Origin of the sequence: Streptomyces sp. NPDC093260 (genome assembly GCF_040683715.1) — a bacterium.
GTDB classification, from domain to species: domain Bacteria; phylum Actinomycetota; class Actinomycetes; order Streptomycetales; family Streptomycetaceae; genus Streptomyces; species Streptomyces sennicomposti.
On record NZ_JBFBEK010000011.1, the window covers coordinates 221,288 to 246,440 of the forward strand.

Here is a 25,153-nt window from a genome sequence, read left to right on the forward strand (position 1 = left end):
GTAGGCGTACGCTACCAGTAGCGAATCCATTCGATGCCTGGTGTGAGGAGTGACCATGTCACGGACGGACCGGCTCGACGGCGTCACCGAGAAGCTGATACCGACGTCCCTCGGCCTGATGAACGTGCGGGTGGGCGGCCGGAACACCGGCCCGGCCATGGTGTTCTGGCCGAGCCTGATGATGGACGGCGCGATGTGGCGCTTCCAGTACGAGCACTTCGCTCCCACCCACCGCGTGGTGCTCGTCGACAGCCCCGGGCACGGCAGGTCCGACGCGCTGCGGCGCATCATCGACCTCAAGGAGTGCGCCGACGCGCTGGTCGAGATCCTGGACGCGCTCGGCATCGAGAGGTGCGTGCTGGTGGGCAACAGCTGGGGCGGCATGCTGGCCGGGGTGTTCCCGGCGTACCACCCCGAACGCACGGCCGCCGCCGTCGGCGTCAACTGCACCGCCTCGTTGCCCACGACGTTCGAGAGCGTCTGGGCGACCGCGCTGGCCACCTACCTCTCGGTGCACGCGCGGATGCCGCGCCTGGCCGCGAGGGTAGCGCGCTCGGCGTTCGCCGGCCCGACCGCCGAGGCCGGGAATCCCGAGTTCCTGCGGTACATCGACGTCGTGCTGCGCAACGACCCCAAGTCGGTGGCATGGGCGCTGCGCAGCATCCTGATCGGGCGCAGGGACGAGCACCGGCTGCTCGCGACCATTCCGAGCGACATCCCCGTCCTGGTCGTCGCCGGCGAGGAGGACAGCCAGTTCCCCGTCCACGCGGTGCGCAGGATGGCCGACGCGATCGCGGGCGGCACCTTCCGCGTCCTGCCGCGCACCGGCCACCTGGCCGCCCGCGAGAACCCCCGCGAGGTCAACGCGGAGATCGACGCCTTCCTCGCCGCCCGTCCCGTCGCCGCCTGACCCGAGGCGACGTGACGCCATGTCAGAGGATCACCCGCCGCATGGAGGAACCGTGACCCGGAACGCCACACCCACCCCGGTGCCGGGGTGGGTGGAACAACTCATGCACGAGATCGACACCCTCGACTTCGGCGCGGGGTTCGCCCGGATGACCCACGACACCGAGGTGTTCTTCGGCACTGCCCACCTGGTCGGCGCGGAGGCCGCCAAGGCGTTCTTCGTCAAGATCGACGAGCCGCTGCATATCAGCCACACCGTGCTGGAGTGCTGGCAGGCCCCGGATGGGGTGCTGTTCCTGCGCGGCGAGGCCGTCATGGCGAAGAAGACCGACCCGGACACGGTCGTACGGGGTCCGTTCATGCACCTGTACCGGCTCGACGACCGTGACCGGATCCGCAGCCTGCACATCACCGCCGGTCCCCTGCGCACCGACGCGGTGATGTGAGACCGGGCGGGGCGGAGTCGTCGGTCACGGCCAGACCCGGATGATCGGCGGACGCCGGCCGGCCCGCCCGCCTCAGTCCGGCTCCGCAAAGGGCGGCGGAAGATCGGAGTACTCGCCGCACTGGGCGAGGAAGTGCGCGGCGTCCTCCGGGACGCCGAGCCGTTCCAGGTCCTTGGCGAGGAAGGCGGTGTCGTCCAAGCCGCCGACGTAGCGGAGATGGTCGTCGGACTAGGGCGGCACACCCGGGCCCCGTCGCGCCGTTGACGCCCGCGGCGGCGCCGCGACCGTGCCGCCGAACAGCGGCGACGGGCCGGTGCCACGAAACCTTCACAGCATGATCCACACCACTCGGGCAACCCGCGCCGCCGAACCCGCGTCTTGGTCGGCAACAGACCGACACGCCCCGGTCCTCTCGGCCGGGGCGTCTTCACGACGCGCTATACACGGCATGTATACACAGCGTTTATAGAAAGGCATGCATGTACGGCAAGGCTTTCGCTCCCGAGTACCAGGGCGCCCTGACCACCCTGTCCGTGAACTCCTCGCTGACGGACGTGCTGGCGGAAGGCATCGAGAAGCTGCGCGAGGCCGAGCGGTCGGGTCAGCCGGCCGAGGCCGCCCGCTGCGGGCTCGCCGTCGCCGAGGCGTACCGGCGGCTTGGAAAGGTGGAGGAGGCCGACCGGGCCTGGAAGGCGAGCTACCGTACCGCTCGGGAGGCCGGTGACGCCGCGGCGATGGCGTGGGCGCTGTGGAGCGGCGGCACCCTCGCCCGGCAGCGCGGGGCGTTCCCGCTGGCCTGGCGGCTGCTCGGACTCGCGGCCGAACTCGGCGAACGGGCCGGCGACGTCGTCTGCCGGGGCTATTCGCTGGCCGGACTCGCGGAGACCGGCCGTATCCAGGGCGACTACGCGGCGGTCGGCCGGCTGCACGAGCAGCTGCTGGCCGAGGCCCGCAGGCGCGGCGAGGCCCGGCACACGGTGTGGGCCCTGGAGGGCATCGCCCAGATGCACCGCAACACCGGGGACTTCGACCGGGCGTACGCGCTGTTCGAGGAGGCGGCGGAGATAGCCGAGCGCGCCGAGGACCGGCGCGGGCACGCATGGGCGCTGCGCGGCCTCGCGGACATCCTCTCGGTGCGCGACAAGGACACCGGGCGCGCGCTGGAGCTGCTGTCCCGAGCGGAGGCCGGCTGCCGCGCGATGAACCTGTCCAGCGCGCTGGCCTACAACCACAAGATGCGCGGCAACGTCCTCCACCGGGCCGAACGTCACGAGGAGGCGCGCCGGATGTACGAGCTGGCGCTTTCGGAGTTCCGCGCGATGAACGAGCCGCGGGGCGAGGCGCTCGCCCGGCTGGGCCTCACCAAGTCGCTGGCACGGCTTGGCAGGAGCCGCGACGACACGGCGGCCGAACTCGCCGACCTAGCACGCTCGTTGGAAGGCAGCGGCCTCAAGCACGTGCAACGGCTGGTGGAACGCGCCCAGGAGGAGTTCGAACTCGACGCGGACGTCGTACGGTGACCGCGCTCCAGGCCCCGCCCGCCGCGCCCGAACTCCTCGTCCACTGCACCGGGTTGGTGCGGCCGGCGCTGCGCCAGGCGGTGGGTCGGCTTCATCCGTGGCTGGGCGAGATGGCCGCGTACTCCTTCGGCTGGTGCGAGGTGGGCGGCGCGCCCGCCACCGCACCGGGCGGCAAGGGTGTACGGCAGGCACTGGCGGTGCTCGGCGCGCGAGCGGCGGGCGCCGACGAGCGTGCCGGGATCCCGGCGGCCGTCGCGGTGGAACTGGTCCACGCTTTCTCGCTGCTGCACGACGACATCATGGACGGCGACGCGACCCGGCGCCGCCGCCCGGCCGTGTGGAAGGCGTACGGCACGGGCCCGGCGGTGCTGGCAGGCGACGCCCTGTTCGCGCTGGCGGTGGAGACCCTCGCCGCCGTGCCGCAGGGTGCCGGTGCCGTTCGGCTCCTCTCGGCTGCCCTGGCCGACCTGATGCGCGGGCAGGCCGACGACCTGCTGTTCACCGGCCGGCCGTGCACCGGCCCGGACAGGGTGACGGTGGAGGAGTACCGGTCCATGGCGGAGGCCAAGACCGGTGCCCTGCTGGGTTGTGCCGCCGCCCTGGGCGCCGCACTCGGCGGCGCGGACGAGGACACCACCAGCGTGCTGGACCGGGCCGGACGGCATCTCGGCATCGCCTTCCAACTGGTCGACGACGTACTCGGAATCTGGGGCGACCCCGCCGTCACGGGCAAGCCCACGGGCGGCGACCTACGGGAGCGCAAGAAGACCTACCCCGTGCTGGCCGCCCTCGATTCCCCGGCGGGCCGTGCCCTGCCCGAACTGCTGGACTCGCCGGGGCGTTCTGAGGAGGCAGCCGAGCTGATCGAGGCGGCCGGCGGCCGAACAGCGGCACTGGCCGAGGCCCGCACGCACACGTCCACCGCCCGTGCCCTCCTGTCACGGGCCCCGCTGGCCGCCCCGGCCGCAGGGGACCTGCTCACGGTGCTGGACTTCCTGGTCGGCCGCGAGTTGTGACAAGTCATCTCCCTGGGTGAGTCGGCGGTAGCAGACGAGTGCGCATGCGCTGCTGGTGAAGGCCAGGAAGTGACTCGCTGTGCGTTCGTGACGACGGTGCAGACCCCGGCACCCGCAAGCCGGATCAGGCAGGCCACGGCCGCAGATATCGGCGCAGCTCTGTCCGTCACGTGTGGCGACATCGTCGTGTCAGGCGGAGGGCGTCGGGGAAGCGGTGGGGGCGGGGCCGCCGCCGGGTGCGCCCTCGCCGTCGTCCGTGGCACCGGGGGCGACCGCCACCGTGATGTAGCCGATGACGCCGCGCTCGATGCGCGCCTTGTCGTGGACGAGTTCGAGCAGACCGCCCTGGGCGTCGGTCCTCGGGCAGACCGAGTCCTCGTCGAGGGCCACGCGTGAGACGGTGTTCGCCAGGTAGGGGGCGATGTCTTCGGTGGCCTTCACCGCGTCCTCGGACAGCGGTCTGGTGAAGGGCTGCCACAGCAGGGACACCATGTGTGGCAAGTCCGTGACGTACTGAAGCAGTTGCCGGGCTTGGCACTACGGGCGGTGTTCGCGGTGGTGGGCTGGCCCGACGGCTCACCACCTGGCTCACCCTCCTTCCTGGCCAACGCCGACCTTCTGCTGCCGCCGCGGCCGAAAGCGGTCGGCAGCGTCGAAAGGCCGCCCACAGGCTGACCCAAGGCGAACCTTCTGGCCTCCGTCCGCCCGTGTCCGCTGCACCGCCGCCCAGACCGTCCGTCCGTGCCCACTGCGCATCAGTCGACGGCACACCCGGACCAACGACCGGCTGATCCGAACGAAATGGCCTAGCGGGGCCTGAGGCCGTCGACGACGACACCCAGCATTCGGTTCAGCTGGGGGCGCTGCTCGGGTGCACCGGCCACGGAGAGCAGACCGGCGAGGATTCCGCCTACCTCGACCGGGTCGATGTCGCTGCGCAGTTCTCCTGCTGCGGCGCCGGCCTCGAGCACCATCGCCAGGACCTGCTGGACCTCGTCGCAGACCGGTCCGGTACCGAAGCGGCCGGACGCACTCATGGCGACCAGGGCCTCGCAGATTCCGCGTCGTTCACCGGCCCAGTCGGCGAATCGGAGCATCCACGCGTGGAGGGCCTGCGCGGGCGGCTTGGCAGCCAGCAGGGTGCGCGCATCGTCGCGCAAGGGCCGGATCTGGTCCCGGTAGACCTCTTCGACCAGATCCTCTCGGGTGGGGAAGTGCCGGTACAGGGTGGCGTTCCCCACTCCCGCGCGTTTGGCGATCGCGTCCAGGGAGACCGCGCGTCCGGACGCGAAGGCTTCGGCGGCCGTGGCGATCAGCTGCTCGCGGTTGCGCTGCGCGTCGGCGCGCAGGGTGCTGCGTGGAGGTGTCATGACCTTCGCCATCGTGAGTGTCGGATGAGACTCGGGAACGATTCGGGGATGTCCCCGGTTTAGTGTACGGTGAGACAAACGGGGAGGTCCCCGATTATGGGTGGTCTCACCCATCGCTTCAGCGACGAAGGGTTTGCCATGCCTGCAGCGCTCATCACCGGGGGGAACGACCCGGATCGGCCGGGCGGCGGCCTGACTGCTGGTCGCCGGCGGCTGCCAGGCCGCGGTCACCGGACAGAATCCCTATCCCTCGCACGAGCAGGATCCGGGCTCCCCGACGACGTGCTCGTCGTCCGTTCCGGCGCGGGCCTGCTCCCCGGCACCGACGCCCTGATGTCAGCGGCGTCGGAGCGGTTCGGCTGCTGGGACCCCCCCTTCCTCGACGCCGGGATCTGCCGTCCGGCACCGGTTGCCGAGGTGACGGAGGAATCGTTCGACAAGCACGCCGACCTCGGCTTCAAGGGCCAGTACTTCACCCTCCGAAGATCCTTCCCCTCATGAATGACGGCGGCTCGACCGTGCTGACCCTCGGCATCGGATCCCGCCACCCAACCCCTGGCGCCACGGTGGGGGCGGCGACACGCGGCGCGCTGCCGGCCATGCTGTCCTCGCTCGTGCGCGAACTGGCCCCGCGCAGAATTCGCGTCAACGCCGTGGACTCCGGGGCCACCGGCACCCCGCTGCCCAACAAGCTGGGGGCGCCCGAGAGCGGCCGGGACGCCATGCGCTCGAAGATCCCCTTCGAGCGCTTCGCATCCAGTCAGGAGGCCGCGCTAGCAGTCGCCTTCCTCGCCTCGGACGCCGCCGGCTACATCACCGGCCAGGACATCAGCGCGGCCGGCGGCTACGGGCTCGGCGCCTGAAAACCGGGCGGGCCGACCATCGATCCTCACCTCACGAACGCCACGAACCGCACCTCACAGGAGAACACGATGGCACTCACTCTCGACACTTATCGGCTGCTGGGCCGTTCCGGACTCCGGGTCTCACCGCTGGCGCTGGGCACGGCGACCTTCGGCACCGAGTGGGGCTGGGGCGCCGAACGCGACGAGGCGCGCAGGCTCTTCGACCGCTACACCGAGCTCGGCGGCAACTTCTTCGACACCGCCAGCACCTACACCCAGGGCAGCTCCGAGCGACTGCTCGGCGAATTCGCCCACACCCACCGGGACAAGATGGTGCTGGCGACGAAGTACTCGACGCTGCGCCGGCCCGGTGACCCGAATTCCGGGGGTACCCACCGCAAGAGCATGCTGGCGTCGGTGGAAGCCAGTCTGCGGCAGCTGAACACCGACTACATCGATCTGCTCTACGTGAACGTATGGGACTTCAGGACGCCGGTGGAGGAGATCCTGCGGGGCCTGGACGACCTGGTGAGGCAGGGCAAGGTGCTGTACGTGGGGATCTCCAACGCCCCGGCCTGGCAGGTGTCGCGCATGCAGGCGATCGCCGACCTGCGCGGCTGGTCTCCACTGGTCGCACTGGAGACCGAGTACAGCCTGATCCAGCGCACCACGGAGCGTGACCTGATCCCGATGGCACGGGAGATGGGACTCGGCGTGGTTCCCTACTCCCCGTTGGGCGGCGGGGTGCTCACCGGCAAGTACAGCCGGGAGGACCAGAAGCCGGTGGGCTCCGTCGTCGGCGAAACCGCCGGCAACCGCAAGAGCCTCAACGCCGCTCTGGGATGGGTCACCGACCGCAACCTTGCCATTGCCGACGCGGTGAAGGAGGTGGCCTCGGAGCTGGGCCGCACACCCGCCCAGGTAGCACTGGCCTGGACCGTGAACGCCCCGGGCGTGACGGCACCCATCATCGGCGTCCGCACCGTCGCGCAGCTGGAGGACAACCTGGGTGCCCTGCAGGTCGACCTCACTCCTTCGCAGCTGGCCCGCCTCGACGAGGCCAGCGCCATCGACCTCGGCAACCCGCACGACGTGCTCGCCGGCGATCACATCCGCACGATCACCACAGGCGACATGAAGATCGAAACCCTCGGTTGATTCGCTTCGTGAACGGCGACATCCAGATACACGGACATGTTCTTGATGATGGAACGGAGCAACCTCGGTTCATGGGTGGGTACAGCGACAAGAATGTGGTGATCACGGGCGGCAGCAGCGGCATGGGGCTCGCGCTGGCGGAGCTGCTGGTGCGAGGCGGAGCCCGCGTGGTGATCACCGGCCGTTCTCGGGCCAAGCTCGACGCGGCACGCGAGCGGCTCGGCGAGAATGCCGTGGCCGTCCGAGCGGATGTGGCCTCACTGCCCGACCTGGATATGCTCGCCGACCGTGTGAAAGGCGAACTCGGCTCGATCGGGGCTTTGTTCGTGAACGCCGGCATCTCATCCCTCACGCCCCTCGAGTCGACGACCGAGGACGTGTACGACGAACTGTTCGCGATCAACGTCAAGGGCTCCTTCTTCACTGTGCAGAAGCTCGCCCCGCTGCTGAGCGCGAACGCCGGCATCGTCCTCACCACCTCGATCGCGAACGTCGTCGGCATGGTGGAGACCAGCGTCTATGCGGCCGGCAAGGCGGCGCTGCGCTCGATGGCCCGCACCTTCTCCCGCGAGCTGCTTCCGCGGGGAGTTCGTGTCAATGCGATCAGCCCGGGTCCCATCGACTCGGGGATTCTGGAAACGATGAACTTGTCCAAAGGGGCCGCCGACCGGTTCAGGGCGGAGCGGACCGCGAGCAACCCCATGAAGCGCTACGGCACCGTCGAGGAGTTCGCCAAGGCGGCCGCGTTCCTCGCCTTCGACGCCACGTACACCACCGGCGTCGAGCTGGTCGTGGACGGCGGTGAAACCCAGCTCTGAGTTCGTCTGCCGTCCCGCCACGGGCGTAAGGCCCGCCACCACTGCCCACCAGCGCACTGCTGCGGTCGTTGCCGGCCCGGCCGGGACTGCCAGAGCGCCGCGCGTGAACCGGCTCGGGCCGGTCCCCTCGCGATGGGGACCGGCCCTGCGGTGCGTGATCTGGTGGAGGGGCCGGGGGTACGTCGGCTGCCGGCTCTCCGGGCCCCCGCGTCAGATCGCGGAGCCCAGTCCGAGGAAGTAGTGCATGGAGCGCTCACCGCTGAGTTCCATCATGTCGCGGGCACTGCGGTAGCCGGGGCCGTTGTCGATGTGGAACCAGGACGGGTCGGAGCCCGCGGAACTGTTGCGGACCCAGGTGGTCATGGCGCTCCAGTTGTTCTCCATACCGACACCGAACGAGCCCAGCGTCGTCTGAGGGCCGTTGGAGTCGTAGTCGGCGCCGACGGAGAGGATCTGCCGGACGCGTTGGGAGATCCAGCCGAAGCGGGACGCCTCCGCGGTGGCTGCGATGACGGTGGTCAGGTCGTTGCGGACCTGCTGGGTGTTGCTGGTGCTGGCCAGCCGTCCGAGCCGGCGGAGGGATCCGCCGAGGTTGGGCATGTCCAGCCGCAGGTTGCCGCGGGTGGTGCTCGGGTCCAGGCCCTGGTTACCGGTGTACCGGCCGGTGAAGGTGAACGGCGAGAAGGTCTGGAAGTCCCGGGTCCAGGGCTGGCGGCGCATGATCCGCTCGGCGCTGCGCAGTTCACCGGCGGGGACGTCGCGGAAGGCGTAGTTGCGGCCCTCCGAGGAGATGCCGATCAGGTAGAGGTTGTGCGCCCAGAAGAACAGCGACAGGCGGTGCGGGTTGGCGAGGTCCCCGTTGTCCTGGACCTGGACCTCGATGAGCCGGTCAGGGGCGGTCGTGGTCCGCTGGACGTGGTCGACCGTGGTCCAGTTCTGGCCGGCGATGTCGCGGATGCCGTCGATCATGGTCTGGTAGTTGTTGCCGGCCTGCGTGCTCACCGCGTCGAAGTTGGTGACGTTCCAGTAGACCCGGTTGTACTCGTTGGTGGACGCCGCATGGGCGGACTGGGCCGGGACCAGACCGAGGACGAACGCTAAGGCGATCACCAGGACGGCCGCGAGCCGGGAGGTACCGGACAGCCGTGCTGCCGTGCTTGCTGTGGACATAACGCCCCTTCCGAGATCGGAACTTACGGCTTCCAGCCTCGGAAGCGGCGCTAACGTCTCGCCAACGCGGCGCTGGCGCACCCCAGGCCGACTCCGCGTCCACCGACCGCGCGCAGGAAGTCCCGCTGCTGGTGCCGGGCCGTTCACCAGGCTTCCGCCGGGGGAGTGAGCCAGGCTTGCCGCGAATTTCTGATGTCAGCAGGACGGACGGCGTAACGGGTCGGGGCGCATGAGCAACACCCTCACCAGCACGGGAGTCCTCCGCCCGGACCACCTGTCGGCGACGGCAGTGAAGAGGCGCACGCTGGAGGCGTGGTCAGCAGGAACGCCTCTCGATGCCGGCAGTGCGGGGCACGCCTGTCGGCAGGAAGAGTCGGCGCTACTGCGGGGCCGCCTGCCGGACACGGGCCCTGCGGCAGGCGCGCGCTCGGCAGGCGGCGATCGATGCCGGGCCCCGGTGCGGGGACGCGGCTGCGGTGCCGGCTGTGCCAGGCTGGCGGACTGACCCTGGACCGATTCGACACAGGAGCGTCCGATGACGGTACCCTCCCGCCTGTCTCCCCTGCTGGAGCAGTTCGACTTCGCACGTGAACGCCTCGCCGACCGTATGACAGGGCCGGTCATGGACAGCGGCGACGGGGCAGAGACCGAGGTCTTCCCCATGACCGACGAGGAATACTTCTGGGAACCGGTGCCTGACTGCTGGTCGGTACGGCGGCGCGTGGACGGGCCGGGACCGCGCGCAACCTCCCTGGCCGGCGCCGGCGACTGGGGCCGGGACGCCGCGTCCTACCCGCATCCCTGGCCGCCGCCCTTCACCACTATCGCGTGGCGCCTGAGCCACCTCGGCGAAATGCTGGCCCTGCGTGCCGACCACACCGTCGGCGGTCACGCCCTGACGCGGGACGACTGTTCCGTCAGCGGGGACGCCGCGGGAGCGGTCGCGGCCTTCGACGCCAGTGCAGCGGCCTGGCGGAAGGCGCTGCTGAGCGTCGACGAGGCTGCACTGGACACTGTCGGATATTGCACCTACCCGCACGGCAGCGATCCAGAGGAGCCGTTCATCGACATCGTGTGGTGGGTCAACCAGGAATTGCTGCACCACGGGGCCGAGGTCGCCCTGTTGCGCGACCTCTATCGCGCCCGCCCGCACTGAGCACCCTTGTCCGCGGCTCACGTGGTGCGGCAGCCAGGCCGTGTGTCGGGGGAGGAGCCGCGCGAAGCGGGGGCGTCCTGCCTCCTGTGCACCAGGAGCGGCTCGCGTCTGGAGTGGGCCGTGGCGCCGCTCGCGCACAGGGGTGATCTCAGCCGTGGCTGGTGGGATCACAGCGTCGGAGCCCTCCTGGACGACGGCTACCTCGGTCTCGGGTGTGATCACCCAGGCCAGGTGATCACACCGCCCAGGAAGCCGGACAAGAGCGCACTGCCGCCCGTGCACGCACGCTGGGACGCGACCGGCACCGGCACTCCTCCGACCGCATCACTGTCGAGCACGCCCTCGCCGACCACGAGCGCTGGAAGCAGCTCACCCGCTTCACCCACCGGCGCGGCAACCTGCCCGACACCTACCGCGCCATCGCCGGCCTGGTGCGGGCAGCAGCGGGGTGTTCCTGCTGGAAGGGCCCTGGTTGATGCCGGGGTGCACGTGATGGTGCGCGTCCTCGGCGGGCTACGGCACCGAATCTGACGGCCGGCGGGACGTATCAGGTGGTGGAGGCGATCGCGCGGGTGACGGCCGTGACCGCCGGGGTGGGGCGGCCAGGGAGCCGCGCCACGAGAACCCGGCGGACCTCGGGGGGCGCGCCTTCGACGTGCAGCAGGCTCACCCCGGGCGGCAGCACCGGCGAGAGCCGCCAGGGCACCGTTGTCACCCCGAAGCCACCGGCGACCAGCTGAAGCTTCGTCAGCCAGTCGCGCGCGCAGTGGACGATGTCCGGCCGTCCGGGCAGGCCAGGCCACACGCCGAGCAGTGGCTCGGCGTTCGACGCCGGGGCGGCAATCCACGGGACGTCGACCAGTTCGTCGACGTGCACCGCGGTGCGGCCGGCGAACGCTCCGGTCGAAGGCACCGCCACGACCAGTTCGGTGTCCGCAACGGTCTCGACGTGCAGGCGCGGCGACTCACCGTCCAAGGGCCGGTGGGGCGGGCGGGACGTCAGTACGGCGAGGTCGATCGAGCCCGCGCGCAGTGACCGGACCAGGGAGGGCGTGGTGCCCTCGGTCGTCGTGACCGTGATCTGCGGGTCGGTCGCCGCGAGGCGGGTGAGCGCGAGGGGCAGGATGGCCGCGCCCGCGCTCAGGAACAGCCCGAGCCGCACCAGTTCGGTACGCGGGGCGGTCCCGGTGAGGTCGCGTTCGGCCGCCGTCAGGCAGTCCAGGATCGTACGGGCGTGGCGCAGCAGAGTCAGTCCCGCGGGGGTGAGCCGTACTCCGTCGGGGCGGCGTTCGAACAGGGCGGTGCCCGCGCTTCGTTCGAGGGAGGCGGCCTGGCGCGAGACCGCCGACTGGGTGTAGCCGAGCCGGGCGGCTGCTGCGGTGAAGCTGCCGGACTCGGCGATCTGCCGCAGGACCCGTAGGCCTGTGCTGGAGATGTCCATGCGGTGCATGCATACCACAGATGCCTGATCATCGCTTCCCGCATGCCGCCCGGGTGCCTAGTGTCGATCCCGACGAACAAGGACGAACACGGAGGTCATCAGGTGCGAGCAGCAGTTCTGACGCGGTTCGGTGCCCCGCTCACGGTGCGGGAGGTTCCCGATCCCGAGGCCGGCGGCGGCGAGGTGGTGGTCCAGGTCCTCGCCGCCTGTGTGGCCCCGTACGCGGCTGAGGTCTTCAGCGGCGAGCGGAACTACCCCCTGGTCCCTCCCGTCGTGCCCGGGATCGGCGGCGTGGGACGGGTCGTCCACGTGGGTCCGGACGCCACCCGGTTGTGCCCCGGCGACCTGGTGTGGTGCGACTCGACGGTGCGCTCGCGGGACGACGCGCTGACGCCCGACATCACGCTTCAGGGCTGGAGTGCCCGCGGCGAGGGCGGCGCGCGCCTCGCCCGACACCTGCACGACGGGTCGTTCGCCGAGCTCATGCGGGTCCCGACGGAGAACGTCTTTCCGCTTCCCGCAGCGGCGGGGGACGACCCTGCCCGCTGGGCCGCGCTCGCCGTGCACGTCATCCCTTATGGCGGGCTGCTGGCCGGCGGGCTCGCAGCCGGTGAGACGCTCCTCGTCAGCGGGGCCACCGGCAACCTCGGCAGCAGTGCGGTCGCGGTCGCGCTCGCCATGGGGGCGGGCCGCGTGGTCGCCCCGGGCCGCAACCGGACCACGCTCGACCTCCTCGCCGACCGGTTCGGTCCGCGTCTGCGTCCGGTCCCGCTCACCGGGGACGAGGCCGGCGACCGTGCGGCGATGTCCGCGGCGGCCGACGGCCCGATCGACATGGTGATCGACCTGCTACCGCCGAGCGCACCCAGCTCGGCAGCGCGCACGGCAGCCATGACCGTGCGTGAATACGGCCGCGTCGTCCTCATGGGCGGCGTCGGCATGCTCGGTGGCGACGACCTCGCCCTCCCGTACCCATGGATCATGCGCAACTCGATCACCGTGCGCGGCCAGTGGATGTACCCGCGTACAGCGAACGTCGGCATCATCCGGCTCCTCGCCTCGGGCGCCCTGGACCTCGCCGCCGAACGGGTCCGGTCGTTCGCCCTCGACGCCGTCAACGACGCCGTCGCGTACGCCGCCTCCCATGGAGGCCCGTTCGACCGCACTGTCCTCACACCACCGGCTCGCTGACGAGACCGGCTGATCCCCACACGTCGGCGCCAGGCCCCCCCGCCCTCGCGAGGGCAGGCCGTCACACTGCTGCTGTGTCTCGTGAACATCCATGAGCCTCAAGATCACCGACTGCTGCCCGGACGGACGAACAGTCGCTGCGGACGTCGCGGACGTGGCCGTCGCGGCGCCGACGGAGGACGGGCACACGGGGCGCACGTACGCCCACTCCGGTGCCCGCTCCCTGAGTTTCGGCGCCGCGGTCGCGGAGATCGCCGAGGTCACGGGCCGACCGCTGCGTTTCGTCCCCGTCACGGGGGACGAGTACCGCGCCGAGGTCGTCGCCACCGGACACCCGGAGACCGTGACCGACGAATGGATCGCGCTGTCCCGGCACATCCTCGAGGAGCGGGGAGCCCCGTGACCGACGGGGTGGAGGAGGCGCTGGGCCGGGCGCCGCGCGACTTCTCCGGGTACGTCGCCCGGACCGACTTCGACCCCCGCCAGGGTGGCACCCTGTGGAAAGGAGAGCAGTGACCGGGGCCGGCTGCGTTCAGGCGTGTGTCCGGGGCGGTGGGGCGGGCGAGACACCGTGGCGGCCGAGTGTCACGCTCATGGGCGGTCTGCTGGACGACGCACCAGGACAGTGACGTAGCTCACCAGGAAAGGGTGACAGGACGTTGTCGCGGACGGCTGCGACCGTCGACAGCATGACGATCACAGACGAGGACTGCCTCGCCGAGACCTTGAAGTTCAACGAACGTTTCGCCGCCGCCGCTGCGAGCCGCCCGACGCGTGCCGAGGTGCCGGACGCAGCCGTACTGGCCACCCTGAGGGGTAACCAGCTCGGTGGTGACAGGCCACCGGTGAGACTGCCGCAGGGGCAAGACCGCGTCATCGCCGGCGGAGTGAAAGTCCGGGTGTTCATGCCCGACCACGTCGACGGCGTGTACCTGCACGTCCACGGAGGCGGCTGGGTGATCGGCTCCGCGGACGGGCAGGACGAGACGCTGTGGCAACTTGCCCAGCAGGCACGGCTGGCCGTGGTCAGCGTGGAGTACCGCCTCGCGCCGGAACACCCGTTCCCCGCCGCTCCCGACGACTGCGAAACCGCAGCCCGATGGCTGGTCGACCACGCCGCGGCCGAGTTCGGTACCCAACGGCTGCTGGTCGGCGGTGAATCGGCCGGTGCCCACCTGAGCGTCCTGACACTGCTGCGCCTTCGTGACCGGCACGGCATCACCGGCGCCTTCTGCGCGGCCCACCTGCTCTTCGGCCCCTACGACCTGTCGATGACACCGAGCCAGCGATTGTTCGGATCCAGGCGACTGCTCAGCAACACCGACACAATGCGGCAGTACTACGAGCTGTTCACGCCGGCGATGGGGGCGGAAGAGCGCCGAGATCCCGAGGTCTCCCCACTGTTTGCGGACCTGACCGGCCTGCCGTCGGCTCGGATCGTTGTCGGCACCGAGGATCCGCTGCGCGACGACTCGCTGTTCCTGGCCCAACGGTGGGAGGCGACCGGTGCGCAGGTGCAACTCGGTGTCGTCGCCGGTGCCATGCACGGGTTCACCTTGTTCCCGCTGACCATCACCGAGCGGGAGCTGCGGCGTCAGCGGGACTTCCTGACCACAGCGGGACGGTAGCGTCGGCAGCGTGAACCGCACTGCTCGGCTTTATGCGCTGGTGGAAGAGTTGCGCGCGGCGGCGCCGCGACCGCTGACGGTCGCGGCGCTCGCCGCGCGATTCGAGGTGAGTACGCGCACGGTACAGCGCGACCTACAGACGCTGATGGAGGCCGGTGTCCCGGTTCGCACCTCACCCGGGCGGGGCGGGGGATGGTCGATCGACCCGAAGATGACCCTGCCCCCGGTCCACTTCACCGCCGAGGAAGCCTCGGCCTTGACAGTGGCGCTGGCCGCAGTTGGCACCTCCGCCCCGTACGCCGGTGCGGCCCGGACAGCAGCCCAGAAAATCGCGGCCTCGATGACCGATTCCGTCTCGGCGGCGGCACGGGAGCTCGCCGCACGGATCGTCACCCTGCCCTCACCGAGCAACTATGAGGTCCGCGCCGCCGTGGAGCAGGCTCTCACCACACGTACGGTTCTGCGGCTGTCCTACGTCGATGCGGCGGGACGCGAAAGCGACCGTCTGGTGGAACCGGCCGGGCTGCTCGCCACCGACGGCCGCTGGTACCTCATCGCCTGGTGCCGCACGCGACGGGCCGGCCGGGGTTTCCGGCTGGACCGGATCACCGCGGCAACTCCAAGCAGTGAACAGGCTCAGCCCCATGACCTTGCCGAACTACTGCTCGGCTCCGCCGCCGCCAGTGCGGTGCAGCCCACCACGCTGGCTTCCCTTACGCCCCGTCGAGCTTGTTCCCTTTCCTCCGGCTTCGGATGACGTCCCCGAACTGAGTCGCTCACTTGGGGTTCACCGGACATGGAGGCACAAGGCGCCCAACAGTGAGCCGTGACCGCGCTGTTGCTCCCAGCAGGGACGACTCAACCGGCGTCCGCGTTGGGCCGTCCGCGCACGACAATGCGTCGGTCACTACGATGACGGTTTCGTCGAGTCGTTCCGGACCGGCGTCTGGGTCTACGGGGCACACCCCGGTTTCGGCACCGAACCCGCGGTCCGCGCCGCGCTGAGTGTCGAGGCCATCCGCTGGGAGCATGTGCACGGCGTGCCCGACGCGAGCCTGCTCAGCCGGGACACCTGGGAGCACGACTTCGCCCTCGTCTCCCGCACGGGCAACGACGAGGTTCGAGTGGCGTTGTCCGCGACTGCCAGAACAATCGCCCGCTCTACCCGCTGCTGCACGAGTTCCTGCGCACCAGCGGGGTCCTGGTGCTCGCCGTGTGGGGCCGCAACGGCGAGATCTTCGGTCCGGCAGGCGCGCGGGCCTTCGCCCGTCTGGCGCGTGTACTCAGCGGAATGACGCCTGAGTCTGCCCGATCCAGTGTCCACGGTGGTGATCAAGTGCCACCTGAAGTAGGCACCGTCTCCGCCACTCGGCACTCAGAGGTGACGGACAGCTCGCTCATTGGCCGGCGAGAGCGCTCGCTAGCACCGTCCCTGTCAGGCCGTGCCGGAGGTGCCGACGGTCGGCCGACCTGCGTGATCGTGGGATCGGCGTCGGTGGTGGCTTGAGGCGAGAGTTACCGAGCTGACGCCCCGTCGAGGGCGTTGTTCACGAGAGCGATGGCGTAGTCCTCGTCAAGAGGTGCGTCGGGGACGAGCAGACGGTTGTAGCAGGCGCCCCACAGTTGGTCCACGAGGATGCCGAGGTCGATGTCGTCGCGGAGCTGCCCGCGAGCACGGGCCTTCTCGAACGCGGCCAGTGCCAGTGCCCGGCGTGGCGCGGAGTAGTGCTGGGAGAACGCCGCGGACAGCTCCGGGTCCGTCTGCGCGACTCCGATCAGTCCCGCGATGGCCGCCCCTGTGTTCCCGTGAGTGAGCAGCCGCACGAACGCGCAGAGCTGGGAGGTGAGATCGGCTCTGATGTCACCGGTGTCCGGGAACTCGAGCTGCTCCTCACTGTGCGCGAAAAACGCTTCGGCCGCGAGCGCTCCGGCGGACGGCCACCACTTGTACAGGGTCATCTTGCTCGACCCGGCCGCCGTGGCGACCCGGTCGAAGGTCACAGCCCTGATTCCCTCATGCAGCAGCAGGTCGGCGGCGGCCCGAAGGACACCGGCTCGCACTTCGGCGGCCGGCCGGCGTCCGCGCCCACGCCGGGGTGTGGGCGCGTTCAAGGGCTTGTCCGTCATGTGTGCTCCTTCCGCTTCGTCTGCACCCCCCAGCTTAATGGACAGGCTGTCTTTATAGCGCTACGGTTATATGGACATCGAGTCCACATAGCTAGGAGTCCCCATGCCCGAAACCCAGCTGCCCGCCCGTGTCGCCATCGTGACCGGCGGCTCGGGCGGCATTGGCCGCGCCGTCGCCGAACGTCTCGCGAAGGACGGGATCGCGGTGGTGGTCCACTACAGCGGAAACGAGGCGAAGGCGCAGGACACCGCGCAGTCCGTGATCGCCATGGGCGGGCAGGCCACGGTCTTCGGCGGTGACGTCGCGGACCCCGTTGCGATGGCGGAGCTGTTCCGGCACGCCACCGACACGTTCGGCGGCGTCGACGTCGTCGCCCACACGGCCGGCGTCATGCCGCTCGCCCCGATCGCGCAGATGGACCTGGACACCTTCGACCGCATTCAGCGGACGAACCTCCGCGGCACCTTCGTCATCGACCAGCTCTCCGCCCAGCAGGTACGGCCCGGCGGCGCGATCATCAACTTCTCGACGTCGGTGACCCGGCTGCAACTGCCCGCCTACGGCGCCTACGCCGCCTCCAAAGGCGGTGTCGAGGCACTGACCCTGATCCTCGCCCGCGAACTGCGAGGCCGTGACATCACCGTCAACGCCGTCGCCCCCGGCCCCACCGCCACCCCCCTGTTCTTCGAGGGCAAGAGCCAGGAGCTCATCGACAACATCACCAAGGCCAATCCCATGGAGCGCCTGGGCACCCCTGAGGACATCGCAGAGGCCGTCGCGTTCCTCGCCGGCCCCGCCCGCTGGGTCAACGGCCAGGTCCTGTACGCCAACGGCGGCATGGCCTGACGTCACGCTGCCCGCTGCCGCAGCATCCCCCGGTGAACGCGGCGGCGGGCTCACCTCGTACGGCTCCCCCTCCCGCACGCACAGCAGACGGAAAGGACCATGCCCGTGTCTGTCGTTCTGATCACCGGTGCCGCCACCGGCATCGGCAACCTCACCGCCAAGGCTCTCGCCAGGGCCGGACACACGGTCTACGCCAGCATGAGAAGCGTGAAAGGCAGCAACCGGGAACACGCCTGCGAGCTCCTGGACATCGCAGAGAAGGAGAACCAGGACCTGAGGGTCCTCGAACTGGATGTCACCTCTCAGGAGGCCGCCGACGCCGCTGTCCAGCGCATCCTTGAAGAAACCGGCCGGCTCGACGTCGTGGTGCAGAATGCCGGGCACCTGTACGTCGGCTACCTCGAGGCCTTCACCCCAGCAGACCTGGCAGACCTGTTCGACACCAATGTGCTCGGCGCTCACCGCGTGAACCGGGCGGCGCTGCCGCACATGCGTCAGCGGCGTGCCGGGACGCTCATCTGGGTCGGCAGCACCATACCGATCACCACCCCGCCGTTCCTCGGCCCCTACACCGCATCCAAGGCCGCGATGGACTCCCTGGCCGTCAGCTACGCCTACGAACTCAACGCCTTCGGCATCGAGTCCACGATCGTGATGCCCGGCCCCTTCACCCAGGGAACCCGGCACTTCCCCGACGCCAGCCAGGCCGGCGACGCCGCCCGCGCCGCCGAGTACGCGGAGCTCGACCCGCTCGTCCAGCGCAACAACGAGGCCCATGACCGGCTTTTCCCCGACGGAGCGGAGAACGCGCACCCCTCCGCGGTCGCCGACGAGATCGTGCGCGTCCTGGCCCTGCCCCGCGGCAGCAAACCTCTGCGCACCGTCGTCGACTTCACCGAAGCCGGAGTCGAAAAGGCCAACGCCGTCGTGCGGTCCACCCGGGAAGCGTTCGTGCAGCGCATGGGCTTCGGCGAACTGCTCAAGGTGAAGCGGTAGCCCGCTTCACCGCACCGCACGATCTGTCCCCCGAACGGCCGCCCGCGTCAAGGGGCCGCAACTCCCCACGGAGAGAGGACAGCAAGTCCTCTCTCCCTCTCGCGGAGCGGACAGACCGAACGATTCGAGTCGCCCGTCATCTCGACGCCGGGCTGATCTCGGTCGACAGCTGGGCCAACCTGGCGATCGAGTTCGAGGAGGGCGGCTTCAAGTCCAGCGGCCTCGGGCGCCTCGGCGGAATCGCGAGTCTTGACGAGTTCACCGAGTACAAGCAGATCAGCCAGAACTATTCCTGACGACGAACCGCCCGGGTCGAGGTCGAACTGCTTGACCGCCGACGCTGGGGGGCTCGACCCGAGCCGTCCACCACCCAGTTCGAGCAAGCGCCGGGTATCTTGGGCACGGCCCTCGACTGCCCCTCCGTGTTCTGGATGTGGGGCAGTTTCGACCCCTGAACGAGGGCGAGGGCCCGACGCAGCCGCGCCCCGGCATCCCCGGCAACCGCTCCCCGCGCTTGGCCCCGCATGCCGCGCCCGTCATCGAGTACGGCGTGCGGGGGCCGCGCGCGGTCGCCGCCGAGTTCCACGGCGCACGGGACTGACGGAGCCGGCCGTGCCTCAGGGCTGGATGTTCTCCAGGTCCTCCAGGAGGCTCGGCCGGGTCGGCTGCCAGCCGAGGGCGGCGCGGGTGTGTGCGCTGCTCGCCGGCTGGTCGGCCGCGAAGATCGGTCCGAGTGGGCCGAAGCTCTCCTGCGGCACCGACTTCGAGGGGACACCGAGGCGCCGCCCGATGACCGCGGTGATGTCCCGTACGGCGTCGCCCTCGTCGGCGACGGCGTGCCAGGCGGTGCCGGCCGGGGCCTTCTCCAGGGCGAGCCGGAACAGTACGGCGGCGTCGAGCGCGTGCACGGCGGGCCAGCGCTGGGTGCCGTCACCCGGGTAGCCGGCCACGCCCGTGCTGCGGGCGATCTGGGTGAGGAGCCCGGCGAACCCGCCGTCGCCCTCGTTGTGCACGGTGCGCGGCAGCCGGACCGCCGTGCTGCGCACGCCGCGCGAGGCCAGGCCGAGGGCGCGCTCCACCGAGACGCTGCGCCCGCCGACCGGCCCGTCCGTGGGCAGCGGGTCCCCTTCAGTGGAGGGGCGTCCCTGTGCGAGGGGTGTACCGGAGACGGTGACGAGCGGCTTGTCGGTGCCCACGAGGGCGTCACCGAGCGCGCCGAGCGCGGCGCCTTCCTCGGAGACGGCCTGTGCGAGCGCCTCCGGTGAGCTGAAGTCGTTGCTGAAGGCGAGGTGGACGACACCGTCCGCCTTCTCCGCCTCGCCGCGCAGCACGTCGAGGTCGGTGAGCCCGCCGCGGACCACGTCGGCGCCGACCGCCCGGGCCTTCTCGGCGGAGGCGTCGGAACGGGCCAGGGCGGTGACCGTGTGTCCCGCGGAGAGCAGTTCGGCGACGACGGCGGAGCCGATCAGGCCCGTGCCGCCGGTGATGAAGACGCGCATGGCGGACTCCAAGATGCTAGGGATCAAGTGATGCGACAGGTGTCGCATCACTCGCCACGCTACACCCAATGATGCGACGCGTGTCGCATCACCTAGGATGGTCGTATGCCGAGATGGAAGCCGGACGCCCGGCAACGCCTGGTCGTGGCGGCGCTGAGCCTGTTCGCGGAGCAGGGCTACGACGACACGACGGTCGCCCAGATCGCCGAGCGCGCGGGCCTCACCCGCAGCACCTTCCACCGGCACTTCACCGACAAGCGGGAGATCCTCTCGGCTGGGCAGAAGACCCTCAGCCGCCTCCTGGTCGAAGGCATCGGCGACGCCCCCGCGGACGCGACGCCGATCGCCGCCGTCGCGGCGGGTCTGGAGCGCGCGTCGGGGGAGATGACCTCGTTCAACCGTGAGCTTGGTCCGCTCCTGCACGCGGCGATCGAGGCGAACGAGGAGCTCCAGGAGCGCAACGCGCTCAAGGGCATCGGCATGGCCGCCGCGATGGTGGGCGCCTTGAAGCAGCGCGGCGTCCCCGAGACGACCGCCCAAGTCGCCGCCGAACTCGGCGTCCTGGCCTTCAAACTGGGCTTCACCCGCTGGGCCGACCCGGCACGGGACGACGCCCCCGGCGAACTGGCGACCCTGACGCTGGCGGCGCTCGAGGAACTCCTCGCGGCAGCACAGCGCCTCGACTAGCCGTCGGAGTCGAGCTGGTGCTCGGCCCGCACACAGCTGGTGCCCAGGATGGTCAGGTGCTGGCGGCGCCCCACGTCCCGCAGCGCAGCGAGCGGGCTGGAGTACTCACCGAACCGATCAACGTGGTCGTCGAGCTTTTCGAACTTCGGTTTGAGCGGGTCAGGTGTCAGCGCCTGGCTCACTGGTGCTCCCCGTCACCGCGTGCAGTACGGCTTCCAGACCCGTCAGCTTGGAATGCAGTTCTTCCGCTTCACGTGAGAGTTCGGCATGCCGCGTACGCAGTGGAGCCTCGATCCGGGGCGCGGAGACGGGGAGCTTCGACTCCTGGCCCACCGTACGGATCAGGTCGCTCGGCAGGCCCGCGCCGTACGGACGCTGGATGAAGCCGACGCATTCGGCGTCTTTTGCCTGGTACCTGCGGTGCCCCACGGCGTTGCGTGACGGGAACTGAAGACCCTGCTCGTCGTAGTGCCGCAGTGACCGCGTGCTCACCTGGCACCGGTGAGCACGTTCACTGATCGACAGCGACACGGGGACCCGACCGTGGTTCCACTCGGGGCCCGACTCGGGGGTCTATTCGAGACTGTGCGCCGGCCCGCCCCCGCGCGGCGAGAGGACCCCAGGAGACGCCGCAGCGCCATCACTGGACGCCGGTCAGGCTGGAGACCGGACGGCGCAACACCGCCACCCCGGCCCTCCGCCGCCGGGCCGGTTGCCTGCCCCGCTCCTCACACGTCACCGGACGCGATCCCCGAGTCAACCGGGCCATGATCAAGCCCCTCGGCAGCAGCTCACCCTGACTGCCGGAGGACCACCCCGCCCGGCGCTGGCCTGCCGCCGAGGAGGGTGAGGTACTCCCTCACGATGACCGACTCCCGCTTCGCTGCGGGAAGCCCGGAGAGGATTCCGGGCGGAGGCCGCCTCGCGCGGCTTCGCTGCGGTGCGCCACAATCGCGGCCGGCTTCCGGTCCACCCGGGCCACGGGCACCCGCCGCCGGTGGCGGCGGTCCCCACCTGGACTTCCGGCGGCCCCGCGGGGGCCGCGGTTCACCGGCGGATCACCGTCCGATGAACCGCGGCCCCGGCCCTTACGCCGTCCGGGCGAGCGCCGCGAGCAGCCGGACCATCCGCTCCAGCGCCTCGGCGTAGGCGCGGTAGTCGCTCACCAGCCCCGCCTCGTCCGCCCCGTGCGGGGTGACCGAGTCGAGGTCCCGCCGGAGGGTCTCGGCCTCCACGACCAGCGCCCCGGTGTCGGGCACCTCTGCGGCGCCGATCCGGCCGTCGTACACCCGTGTCGCGTACCCCGCGACGTACCCGTCGAGGTCGAGCAGGCGGGAGTTCCAGTCGCGCAGCGCCTCCTCACGGGGGTAGTCGGGGTAGGGAAGGGCCCGGAAGGCCTCGAAGGCCGCGCGGAACCCTGCTGCTGTCTCAGTCATGCCAGGTGACGATCTTCCCGTCCTTGGTGTAGATCCCCTCGCCGCCGAACAGGCCGCCGCGGATCTTCCACCCCATCTCGCCGTTCCTCAGCTTCCACGGGATGCGGTCCTCGGGCTTGGTCTTGTTCCAGAGATCCATCGCTTCCTTGGTGTACTCGGCGAGGGTCCTGCCCTTGCCGTGCTTGTCGAGATGGTAGACCGCGGTCTCCTCCGCGCTGCTGAAGGTCGCCTTGTCCCAGTGCTGGAGCGCGTCCGCGTCGGCCCCGCAGAACTTGCCCGCGTTGTGGACCAGCACCGCGGTGTCGCCGGCGAGGACGTAATAGGTGTGCAGTTCCGCGACCGTCAGGTTGTAGACGCGCTGGTCGGGGGCGGTCCAGGCGCGGGTCGCCGTGATCCGCGCCCGCTTGCCCGCGTCGGTGCGCAGCCGCATGCCGACGGCGAGCAGGTCCGCGTCGCGCCAGGCACCGCGGCCGTCCGCCACCCAGAAGGGGTGCTTGTCGGTGGTCACCACCGTGCCGCCGTGCCCGGCCGCCGGCCGGCCGACCGTGACGTCGACGAGTGTTTTGCGTCCCCTGCCGGTGATGGTCGCCTCGACGGGCTCGGCCACCGTCCGCCCGGACTCCGGGTCGGTGGCCACCACGCGGTCGCCGACCCTGACGTCCTCGATGGGCTTGGTCCGCCGGCCGGCCAGCAGCACCCGGGTGCCGGGGGCGAAGCTGTTGCACGGCGACTTTCTCAGGAACTTGTACATGAGAGCGTGCAGCGCGAGGTCCTTCATGCACGACGAGTCGAACTTGTCGAAGCACTTCTCGATCTCGTCGATGCCCACGTACCAGGCGATCAGGCGGTCCAGGTAGGTGGTGGTGATGCAGCCCATGCCACCGGCGCCGTCACCGCCGCAGACCAGGATGGTGTCGCCGGCCTTGATGTCGCCGTTGAAGGCGTGCTCCCTGCGGAACTGGAACAGCCGCTTCTCCAGGGTCTTGCGCAGTTCCTTGTCCGAGAGCGGCTTGCTCGGGTCCTTGGACTCCTCCTGGACCTGCGCCTTCAGCTCCGCCACGAGCTTGTCGGCGGCGATCTTCAGCGCCTCCGAGGAGGCCTTGGCCGCCGCGGCGGCGTCCTTGCCCGCGGCGCTCGCGGAGGCCGCCGCCTGGTACGCGGCCGTGCTCGCCTGGGCGGAGTAGCCCGAGGCGACCGCCGCGGAGTGCTCCGCCTGCTGGGCGGAGTGGGCGGCCGACCGGGCGTCCTTCTGGGCCGAGGCCGCCGCGTTCCTGGCGGTCTTCGCGGACTCGGCGGCCCGGGTGGCGGAGGCCGCCGCGTCGTCGGCCGACTTGTCGGCCTGCGCGGCGTAGTCGGAGGCCTGCTCGGCCGAGTGCTTCGCCTTGTCGGCCCACTCCAGGGCCTTGGCGGCGTCCTTGCGGGCGAGGGCGGCCACGCGCTGTGCCTCGGCGGCGTCCGCGTGGGCGAGCGCGGCCGACTTGTAGGCGGCGCTCAGCAGGGTGTTGATCTCCGCGATGTGAGACGCGGCGTTGGCGTCCCGCTGCCGCGCCCGGTACAGGCCCGTCTGGAGGAAGGAACGCAGGCCGGCCGGCGGCCCGGTCAGCGCCGCCTGCGCGGCGGCCTGGACCTCGGGCCCGCCACTTGCCAGGGCCTCCGAGACGGCGACCCGGTCGTCGTCCTCGCGCGCCTTGTACTGGCCTGTCTCCAGGAACTCCTGCAGATCGGCGGCAGTGCCGTCCAGCGCCTTGCTGCCTGCCGCCTTCACGCCCGGGCCGCCCTCGGCCATGATCTTGCCGACGGCGATCCGGTCGTCGTCCTCCTTGCCGGGGTAGGCACGGGTGCGCAGGAACTCCCGGACCTGGTCGATCGGCTTGTCCAGCACGTCCAGCGCGGCCTGCCGCTGCGCCGGCTTGTCGCTGGTCTCGGCGATGTTCGCCGCGCTCACGCGGTCGTCCTGCTCCAGGGCGATGTCCAGCCCGGTGCGCACGAACTCGGCCACGTCCTCGTCGGTGCCGGTCACGGCCGTCTCGGCCGCGTCCTTCACCCAGGTGCCGCCGCTGGTGAGCAGGTTGACCGCGGCCTGCCGGCCCTTGGCGGCCGTGACCTGCGGGTCGGTGGAGGCGGCGGCGTCCTGCACGAGCTGCCGGGTCTCGGCGTCCAGCTGCTGGACCCGGCCCGCCTGCCACTCGGCCTGGGCGACCTGCGCCTCGTGCTCCCTGTTGGCCTCCTCCGCGGCGAGGACGTCCTCGTCCTGCTGCTCGGCCAGCCGCTCGGCGTCCGCCTTGCGGGCCAGGTCGGCCACGGTCGCCGCCTGGTCGGCCGCGGTCTGCGCGTCGTCGGCCGCCTTGCTCGCCTCGTTCGCCGCGTCCGTCGACGCCTTGGCGGCATCCACCGCCTTGCCCGCCTCGTCGGCGGCCTTGTCCGCGGCCGCAGCGGCGGCCTCGGCGTGCGCGGCGGCGGCGTTGGCCGCGTCGCGCGACTGCCGTGCCGCCGTCGCGGCCTGGTTGGCGTTGGCCTGCGCGGCACCGGCCGCACGCGTGGCCTGGTCCGCCAGCCGCTTGGCCCGCGCCGCCGCCTGCTGCGCCTCGGTGCTCTTGGAACCGGCCTCACCGGCCCACCGGCCCGCGTCCGCCGCGGCGGCGGCTGCGGCAGCCGCGTTCGCACCGGCCGACGCGGCGGCACCGGCCGCCTTCGCCGCGTTGTCCGCGGCGATACCGGCCTGGTCGGCGGCGTCCGCCGCCTTCTTGGCGCCGGAGGCCGCCTTGCGCGCGTTCTCCGCCGCCTCTCGGGCCTGCTTGGCCTGGTTGGCGTCACCGGCCGCCGCCGCGGCGGCCGCACGCGCCGAGGACGCGGCGCTGCCCGCGCGCGAGGCCGCGTACGCCGCCTGCGCCGC

Annotated in this window: 28 protein-coding genes and 2 pseudogenes; 18 read left to right on the forward strand and 12 right to left on the reverse strand. The window is 70.9% G+C overall.

Going from position 1 to position 25,153, the window contains the following annotated elements:
* Positions 1 to 55 precede the first annotated feature (55 nt).
* Both AB0N63_RS16885 and AB0N63_RS16890 read left to right on the forward strand, forming a co-directional pair.
* Entirely contained in the window at positions 56 to 910 is an 855-nt protein-coding gene (locus AB0N63_RS16885; protein WP_365529709.1) for an alpha/beta fold hydrolase, read from the forward strand.
* 52 nt (positions 911 to 962) lie between these two features.
* A complete protein-coding gene (locus AB0N63_RS16890; protein WP_365529711.1) occupies positions 963 to 1,355 on the forward strand; it encodes a nuclear transport factor 2 family protein in 393 nt (130 codons plus the stop codon).
* Between the two features lie 72 nt (positions 1,356 to 1,427).
* Here AB0N63_RS16890 and AB0N63_RS16895 read toward each other — a convergent pair whose 3' ends face one another.
* Positions 1,428 to 1,553 (reverse strand): hypothetical protein, encoded by a 126-nt coding sequence (locus AB0N63_RS16895; protein WP_365529713.1) that lies wholly within the window; start codon positions 1,551 to 1,553, stop codon positions 1,428 to 1,430.
* Between the two features lie 281 nt (positions 1,554 to 1,834).
* Between AB0N63_RS16895 and AB0N63_RS16900 the strand changes: the two genes are divergently transcribed.
* A complete protein-coding gene (locus AB0N63_RS16900; RefSeq protein ID WP_365529715.1) occupies positions 1,835 to 2,875 on the forward strand; it encodes a tetratricopeptide repeat protein in 1,041 nt (346 codons plus the stop codon).
* Positions 2,872 to 3,891: a polyprenyl synthetase family protein gene (locus AB0N63_RS16905; protein ID WP_365529717.1), complete on the forward strand. Its 1,020-nt coding sequence runs from the start codon at positions 2,872 to 2,874 to the stop codon at positions 3,889 to 3,891. Before AB0N63_RS16900 ends, AB0N63_RS16905 begins: the two co-directional genes overlap by 4 nt.
* A gap of 15 nt (positions 3,892 to 3,906) precedes the next feature.
* Here the strand turns inward: AB0N63_RS16905 and AB0N63_RS16910 are convergent.
* From AB0N63_RS16910 to AB0N63_RS16920, 3 genes and pseudogenes are all read right to left on the reverse strand, one after another.
* Positions 3,907 to 4,005 (reverse strand): annotated as a pseudogene (locus AB0N63_RS16910) (IS5/IS1182 family transposase); the annotation flags it as partial.
* Between the two features lie 75 nt (positions 4,006 to 4,080).
* Positions 4,081 to 4,383 carry a hypothetical protein gene (locus AB0N63_RS16915; protein WP_365529719.1) on the reverse strand — a complete coding sequence of 101 codons (303 nt, stop codon included), beginning with the start codon at positions 4,381 to 4,383 and terminating at the stop codon, positions 4,081 to 4,083.
* A gap of 314 nt (positions 4,384 to 4,697) precedes the next feature.
* Positions 4,698 to 5,261: a TetR/AcrR family transcriptional regulator gene (locus AB0N63_RS16920; RefSeq protein ID WP_365529721.1), complete on the reverse strand. Its 564-nt coding sequence runs from the start codon at positions 5,259 to 5,261 to the stop codon at positions 4,698 to 4,700.
* A 96-nt stretch (positions 5,262 to 5,357) separates the two neighbouring features.
* On the opposite strand from AB0N63_RS16920, the gene AB0N63_RS16925 reads away from it, so the two are divergent.
* The 4 genes from AB0N63_RS16925 to AB0N63_RS16940 all read left to right on the forward strand — a co-directional run bounded on the left by AB0N63_RS16925 (position 5,358) and on the right by AB0N63_RS16940 (position 8,082).
* On the forward strand, positions 5,358 to 5,762 hold the full coding sequence (locus tag AB0N63_RS16925) for a hypothetical protein (RefSeq protein ID WP_365529723.1): 405 nt from the start codon (positions 5,358 to 5,360) through the stop codon (positions 5,760 to 5,762).
* Positions 5,759 to 6,124: an SDR family oxidoreductase gene (locus AB0N63_RS16930; RefSeq protein ID WP_365529725.1), complete on the forward strand. Its 366-nt coding sequence runs from the start codon at positions 5,759 to 5,761 to the stop codon at positions 6,122 to 6,124. The genes AB0N63_RS16925 and AB0N63_RS16930 overlap by 4 nt, the downstream gene beginning before the upstream one ends.
* Before the next feature lie 69 nt (positions 6,125 to 6,193).
* On the forward strand, positions 6,194 to 7,264 hold the full coding sequence (locus AB0N63_RS16935; protein ID WP_365529727.1) for an aldo/keto reductase: 1,071 nt from the start codon (positions 6,194 to 6,196) through the stop codon (positions 7,262 to 7,264).
* Positions 7,265 to 7,335: 71 nt separating this feature from the next.
* Positions 7,336 to 8,082, forward strand: coding sequence for an SDR family oxidoreductase (locus AB0N63_RS16940; protein ID WP_365529782.1), 747 nt, complete (start codon positions 7,336 to 7,338; stop codon positions 8,080 to 8,082).
* A 210-nt stretch (positions 8,083 to 8,292) separates the two neighbouring features.
* Here the strand turns inward: AB0N63_RS16940 and AB0N63_RS16945 are convergent, their stop codons facing one another.
* Positions 8,293 to 9,252: a ribosome-inactivating family protein gene (locus AB0N63_RS16945; protein WP_365529729.1), complete on the reverse strand. Its 960-nt coding sequence runs from the start codon at positions 9,250 to 9,252 to the stop codon at positions 8,293 to 8,295.
* Positions 9,253 to 9,787: 535 nt separating this feature from the next.
* Here AB0N63_RS16945 and AB0N63_RS16950 point away from each other — a divergent pair.
* Complete coding sequence (locus AB0N63_RS16950; RefSeq protein WP_365529731.1) at positions 9,788 to 10,408, forward strand: DinB family protein; 621 nt, start codon at positions 9,788 to 9,790, stop codon at positions 10,406 to 10,408.
* A 547-nt stretch (positions 10,409 to 10,955) separates the two neighbouring features.
* Here AB0N63_RS16950 and AB0N63_RS16955 read toward each other — a convergent pair.
* Positions 10,956 to 11,849 carry a LysR family transcriptional regulator gene (locus AB0N63_RS16955; RefSeq protein ID WP_365529733.1) on the reverse strand — a complete coding sequence of 298 codons (894 nt, stop codon included), beginning with the start codon at positions 11,847 to 11,849 and terminating at the stop codon, positions 10,956 to 10,958.
* Positions 11,850 to 11,951: 102 nt separating this feature from the next.
* Here AB0N63_RS16955 and AB0N63_RS16960 point away from each other — a divergent pair, with 102 nt between their 5' ends.
* The 5 genes and pseudogenes from AB0N63_RS16960 to AB0N63_RS16980 all read left to right on the forward strand — a co-directional run.
* Positions 11,952 to 13,040 (forward strand): alcohol dehydrogenase catalytic domain-containing protein, encoded by a 1,089-nt coding sequence (locus AB0N63_RS16960; protein WP_365529735.1) that lies wholly within the window; start codon positions 11,952 to 11,954, stop codon positions 13,038 to 13,040.
* A 91-nt stretch (positions 13,041 to 13,131) separates the two neighbouring features.
* Positions 13,132 to 13,443 carry a hypothetical protein gene (locus AB0N63_RS16965; protein ID WP_365529737.1) on the forward strand — a complete coding sequence of 104 codons (312 nt, stop codon included), beginning with the start codon at positions 13,132 to 13,134 and terminating at the stop codon, positions 13,441 to 13,443.
* A 286-nt stretch (positions 13,444 to 13,729) separates the two neighbouring features.
* Positions 13,730 to 14,668: an alpha/beta hydrolase gene (locus AB0N63_RS16970; protein WP_365529739.1), complete on the forward strand. Its 939-nt coding sequence runs from the start codon at positions 13,730 to 13,732 to the stop codon at positions 14,666 to 14,668.
* Positions 14,669 to 14,678: 10 nt separating this feature from the next.
* Positions 14,679 to 15,425: a YafY family protein gene (locus AB0N63_RS16975; RefSeq protein ID WP_365529741.1), complete on the forward strand. Its 747-nt coding sequence runs from the start codon at positions 14,679 to 14,681 to the stop codon at positions 15,423 to 15,425.
* Between the two features lie 151 nt (positions 15,426 to 15,576).
* Positions 15,577 to 15,947, forward strand: a pseudogene (locus tag AB0N63_RS16980) (alpha/beta hydrolase); the annotation flags it as partial.
* A 236-nt stretch (positions 15,948 to 16,183) separates the two neighbouring features.
* Here AB0N63_RS16980 and AB0N63_RS16985 read toward each other — a convergent pair.
* Positions 16,184 to 16,795, reverse strand: a complete 612-nt coding sequence (locus AB0N63_RS16985) for a TetR/AcrR family transcriptional regulator (protein WP_365529743.1) — start codon at positions 16,793 to 16,795, stop codon at positions 16,184 to 16,186.
* A gap of 103 nt (positions 16,796 to 16,898) precedes the next feature.
* Here AB0N63_RS16985 and AB0N63_RS16990 point away from each other — a divergent pair, with 103 nt between their 5' ends.
* The 3 genes from AB0N63_RS16990 to AB0N63_RS17000 all read left to right on the forward strand — a co-directional run bounded on the left by AB0N63_RS16990 (position 16,899) and on the right by AB0N63_RS17000 (position 18,934).
* Positions 16,899 to 17,642 carry an SDR family oxidoreductase gene (locus tag AB0N63_RS16990; protein WP_365529745.1) on the forward strand — a complete coding sequence of 248 codons (744 nt, stop codon included), beginning with the start codon at positions 16,899 to 16,901 and terminating at the stop codon, positions 17,640 to 17,642.
* Positions 17,643 to 17,741: 99 nt separating this feature from the next.
* Positions 17,742 to 18,638: an SDR family oxidoreductase gene (locus AB0N63_RS16995; RefSeq protein WP_365529747.1), complete on the forward strand. Its 897-nt coding sequence runs from the start codon at positions 17,742 to 17,744 to the stop codon at positions 18,636 to 18,638.
* A 155-nt stretch (positions 18,639 to 18,793) separates the two neighbouring features.
* The gene (locus tag AB0N63_RS17000; protein WP_365529784.1) at positions 18,794 to 18,934 is read left to right on the forward strand and encodes a hypothetical protein; all 141 of its coding nucleotides are present in this window, start codon (positions 18,794 to 18,796) and stop codon (positions 18,932 to 18,934) included.
* Positions 18,935 to 19,255: 321 nt separating this feature from the next.
* Here the strand turns inward: AB0N63_RS17000 and AB0N63_RS17005 are convergent, their stop codons facing one another.
* Positions 19,256 to 20,137, reverse strand: coding sequence for an SDR family oxidoreductase (locus tag AB0N63_RS17005; protein ID WP_365529748.1), 882 nt, complete (start codon positions 20,135 to 20,137; stop codon positions 19,256 to 19,258).
* Between the two features lie 105 nt (positions 20,138 to 20,242).
* Between AB0N63_RS17005 and AB0N63_RS17010 the strand changes: the two genes are divergently transcribed.
* The gene (locus AB0N63_RS17010; protein ID WP_365529750.1) at positions 20,243 to 20,824 is read left to right on the forward strand and encodes a helix-turn-helix domain-containing protein; all 582 of its coding nucleotides are present in this window, start codon (positions 20,243 to 20,245) and stop codon (positions 20,822 to 20,824) included.
* Here the strand turns inward: AB0N63_RS17010 and AB0N63_RS17015 are convergent.
* The 4 genes from AB0N63_RS17015 to AB0N63_RS17030 form a co-directional block, all read right to left on the reverse strand.
* Positions 20,821 to 21,006, reverse strand: a complete 186-nt coding sequence (locus AB0N63_RS17015; protein ID WP_365529752.1) for a hypothetical protein — start codon at positions 21,004 to 21,006, stop codon at positions 20,821 to 20,823. The two genes, AB0N63_RS17010 and AB0N63_RS17015, sit on opposite strands and share 4 nt — an antisense overlap.
* On the reverse strand, positions 20,984 to 21,355 hold the full coding sequence (locus tag AB0N63_RS17020) for a MerR family transcriptional regulator (protein ID WP_365529754.1): 372 nt from the start codon (positions 21,353 to 21,355) through the stop codon (positions 20,984 to 20,986). Before AB0N63_RS17020 ends, AB0N63_RS17015 begins: the two co-directional genes overlap by 23 nt.
* 557 nt (positions 21,356 to 21,912) lie before the next feature.
* A complete protein-coding gene (locus AB0N63_RS17025; RefSeq protein ID WP_365529756.1) occupies positions 21,913 to 22,260 on the reverse strand; it encodes a hypothetical protein in 348 nt (115 codons plus the stop codon).
* Positions 22,253 to 25,153, reverse strand: a 2,901-nt coding sequence (locus tag AB0N63_RS17030) for a polymorphic toxin-type HINT domain-containing protein (RefSeq protein WP_365529758.1), incomplete at its 5' end; no start/stop codon positions are given. The genes AB0N63_RS17025 and AB0N63_RS17030, both read right to left, overlap by 8 nt.

Excerpts from the sequence above, each read along its gene's own strand:
- AB0N63_RS16955 (WP_365529733.1), bottom strand. The coding sequence starts at position 11,849 with ATGGACATCTCCAGCACAGGCCTACGGGTCCTGCGGCAGATCGCCGAG.
- AB0N63_RS16885 (WP_365529709.1), top strand. The coding sequence starts at position 56 with ATGTCACGGACGGACCGGCTCGACGGCGTCACCGAGAAGCTGATACCG.
- AB0N63_RS16925 (WP_365529723.1), top strand. The coding sequence starts at position 5,358 with ATGGGTGGTCTCACCCATCGCTTCAGCGACGAAGGGTTTGCCATGCCT.
- AB0N63_RS16915 (WP_365529719.1), bottom strand. The coding sequence starts at position 4,383 with ATGGTGTCCCTGCTGTGGCAGCCCTTCACCAGACCGCTGTCCGAGGAC.
- AB0N63_RS17025 (WP_365529756.1), bottom strand. The coding sequence starts at position 22,260 with ATGACTGAGACAGCAGCAGGGTTCCGCGCGGCCTTCGAGGCCTTCCGG.
- AB0N63_RS16990 (WP_365529745.1), top strand. The coding sequence starts at position 16,899 with ATGCCCGAAACCCAGCTGCCCGCCCGTGTCGCCATCGTGACCGGCGGC.
- AB0N63_RS16945 (WP_365529729.1), bottom strand. The coding sequence starts at position 9,252 with ATGTCCACAGCAAGCACGGCAGCACGGCTGTCCGGTACCTCCCGGCTC.
- AB0N63_RS16940 (WP_365529782.1), top strand. The coding sequence starts at position 7,336 with ATGGGTGGGTACAGCGACAAGAATGTGGTGATCACGGGCGGCAGCAGC.
- AB0N63_RS16970 (WP_365529739.1), top strand. The coding sequence starts at position 13,730 with ATGACGATCACAGACGAGGACTGCCTCGCCGAGACCTTGAAGTTCAAC.
- AB0N63_RS16985 (WP_365529743.1), bottom strand. The coding sequence starts at position 16,795 with ATGACGGACAAGCCCTTGAACGCGCCCACACCCCGGCGTGGGCGCGGA.
- AB0N63_RS16965 (WP_365529737.1), top strand. The coding sequence starts at position 13,132 with ATGAGCCTCAAGATCACCGACTGCTGCCCGGACGGACGAACAGTCGCT.
- AB0N63_RS16950 (WP_365529731.1), top strand. The coding sequence starts at position 9,788 with ATGACGGTACCCTCCCGCCTGTCTCCCCTGCTGGAGCAGTTCGACTTC.
- AB0N63_RS16995 (WP_365529747.1), top strand. The coding sequence starts at position 17,742 with ATGCCCGTGTCTGTCGTTCTGATCACCGGTGCCGCCACCGGCATCGGC.
- AB0N63_RS17010 (WP_365529750.1), top strand. The coding sequence starts at position 20,243 with ATGCCGAGATGGAAGCCGGACGCCCGGCAACGCCTGGTCGTGGCGGCG.
- AB0N63_RS16900 (WP_365529715.1), top strand. The coding sequence starts at position 1,835 with ATGTACGGCAAGGCTTTCGCTCCCGAGTACCAGGGCGCCCTGACCACC.
- AB0N63_RS16935 (WP_365529727.1), top strand. The coding sequence starts at position 6,194 with ATGGCACTCACTCTCGACACTTATCGGCTGCTGGGCCGTTCCGGACTC.
- AB0N63_RS16920 (WP_365529721.1), bottom strand. The coding sequence starts at position 5,261 with ATGACACCTCCACGCAGCACCCTGCGCGCCGACGCGCAGCGCAACCGC.
- AB0N63_RS16930 (WP_365529725.1), top strand. The coding sequence starts at position 5,759 with ATGAATGACGGCGGCTCGACCGTGCTGACCCTCGGCATCGGATCCCGC.
- AB0N63_RS17005 (WP_365529748.1), bottom strand. The coding sequence starts at position 20,137 with ATGCGCGTCTTCATCACCGGCGGCACGGGCCTGATCGGCTCCGCCGTC.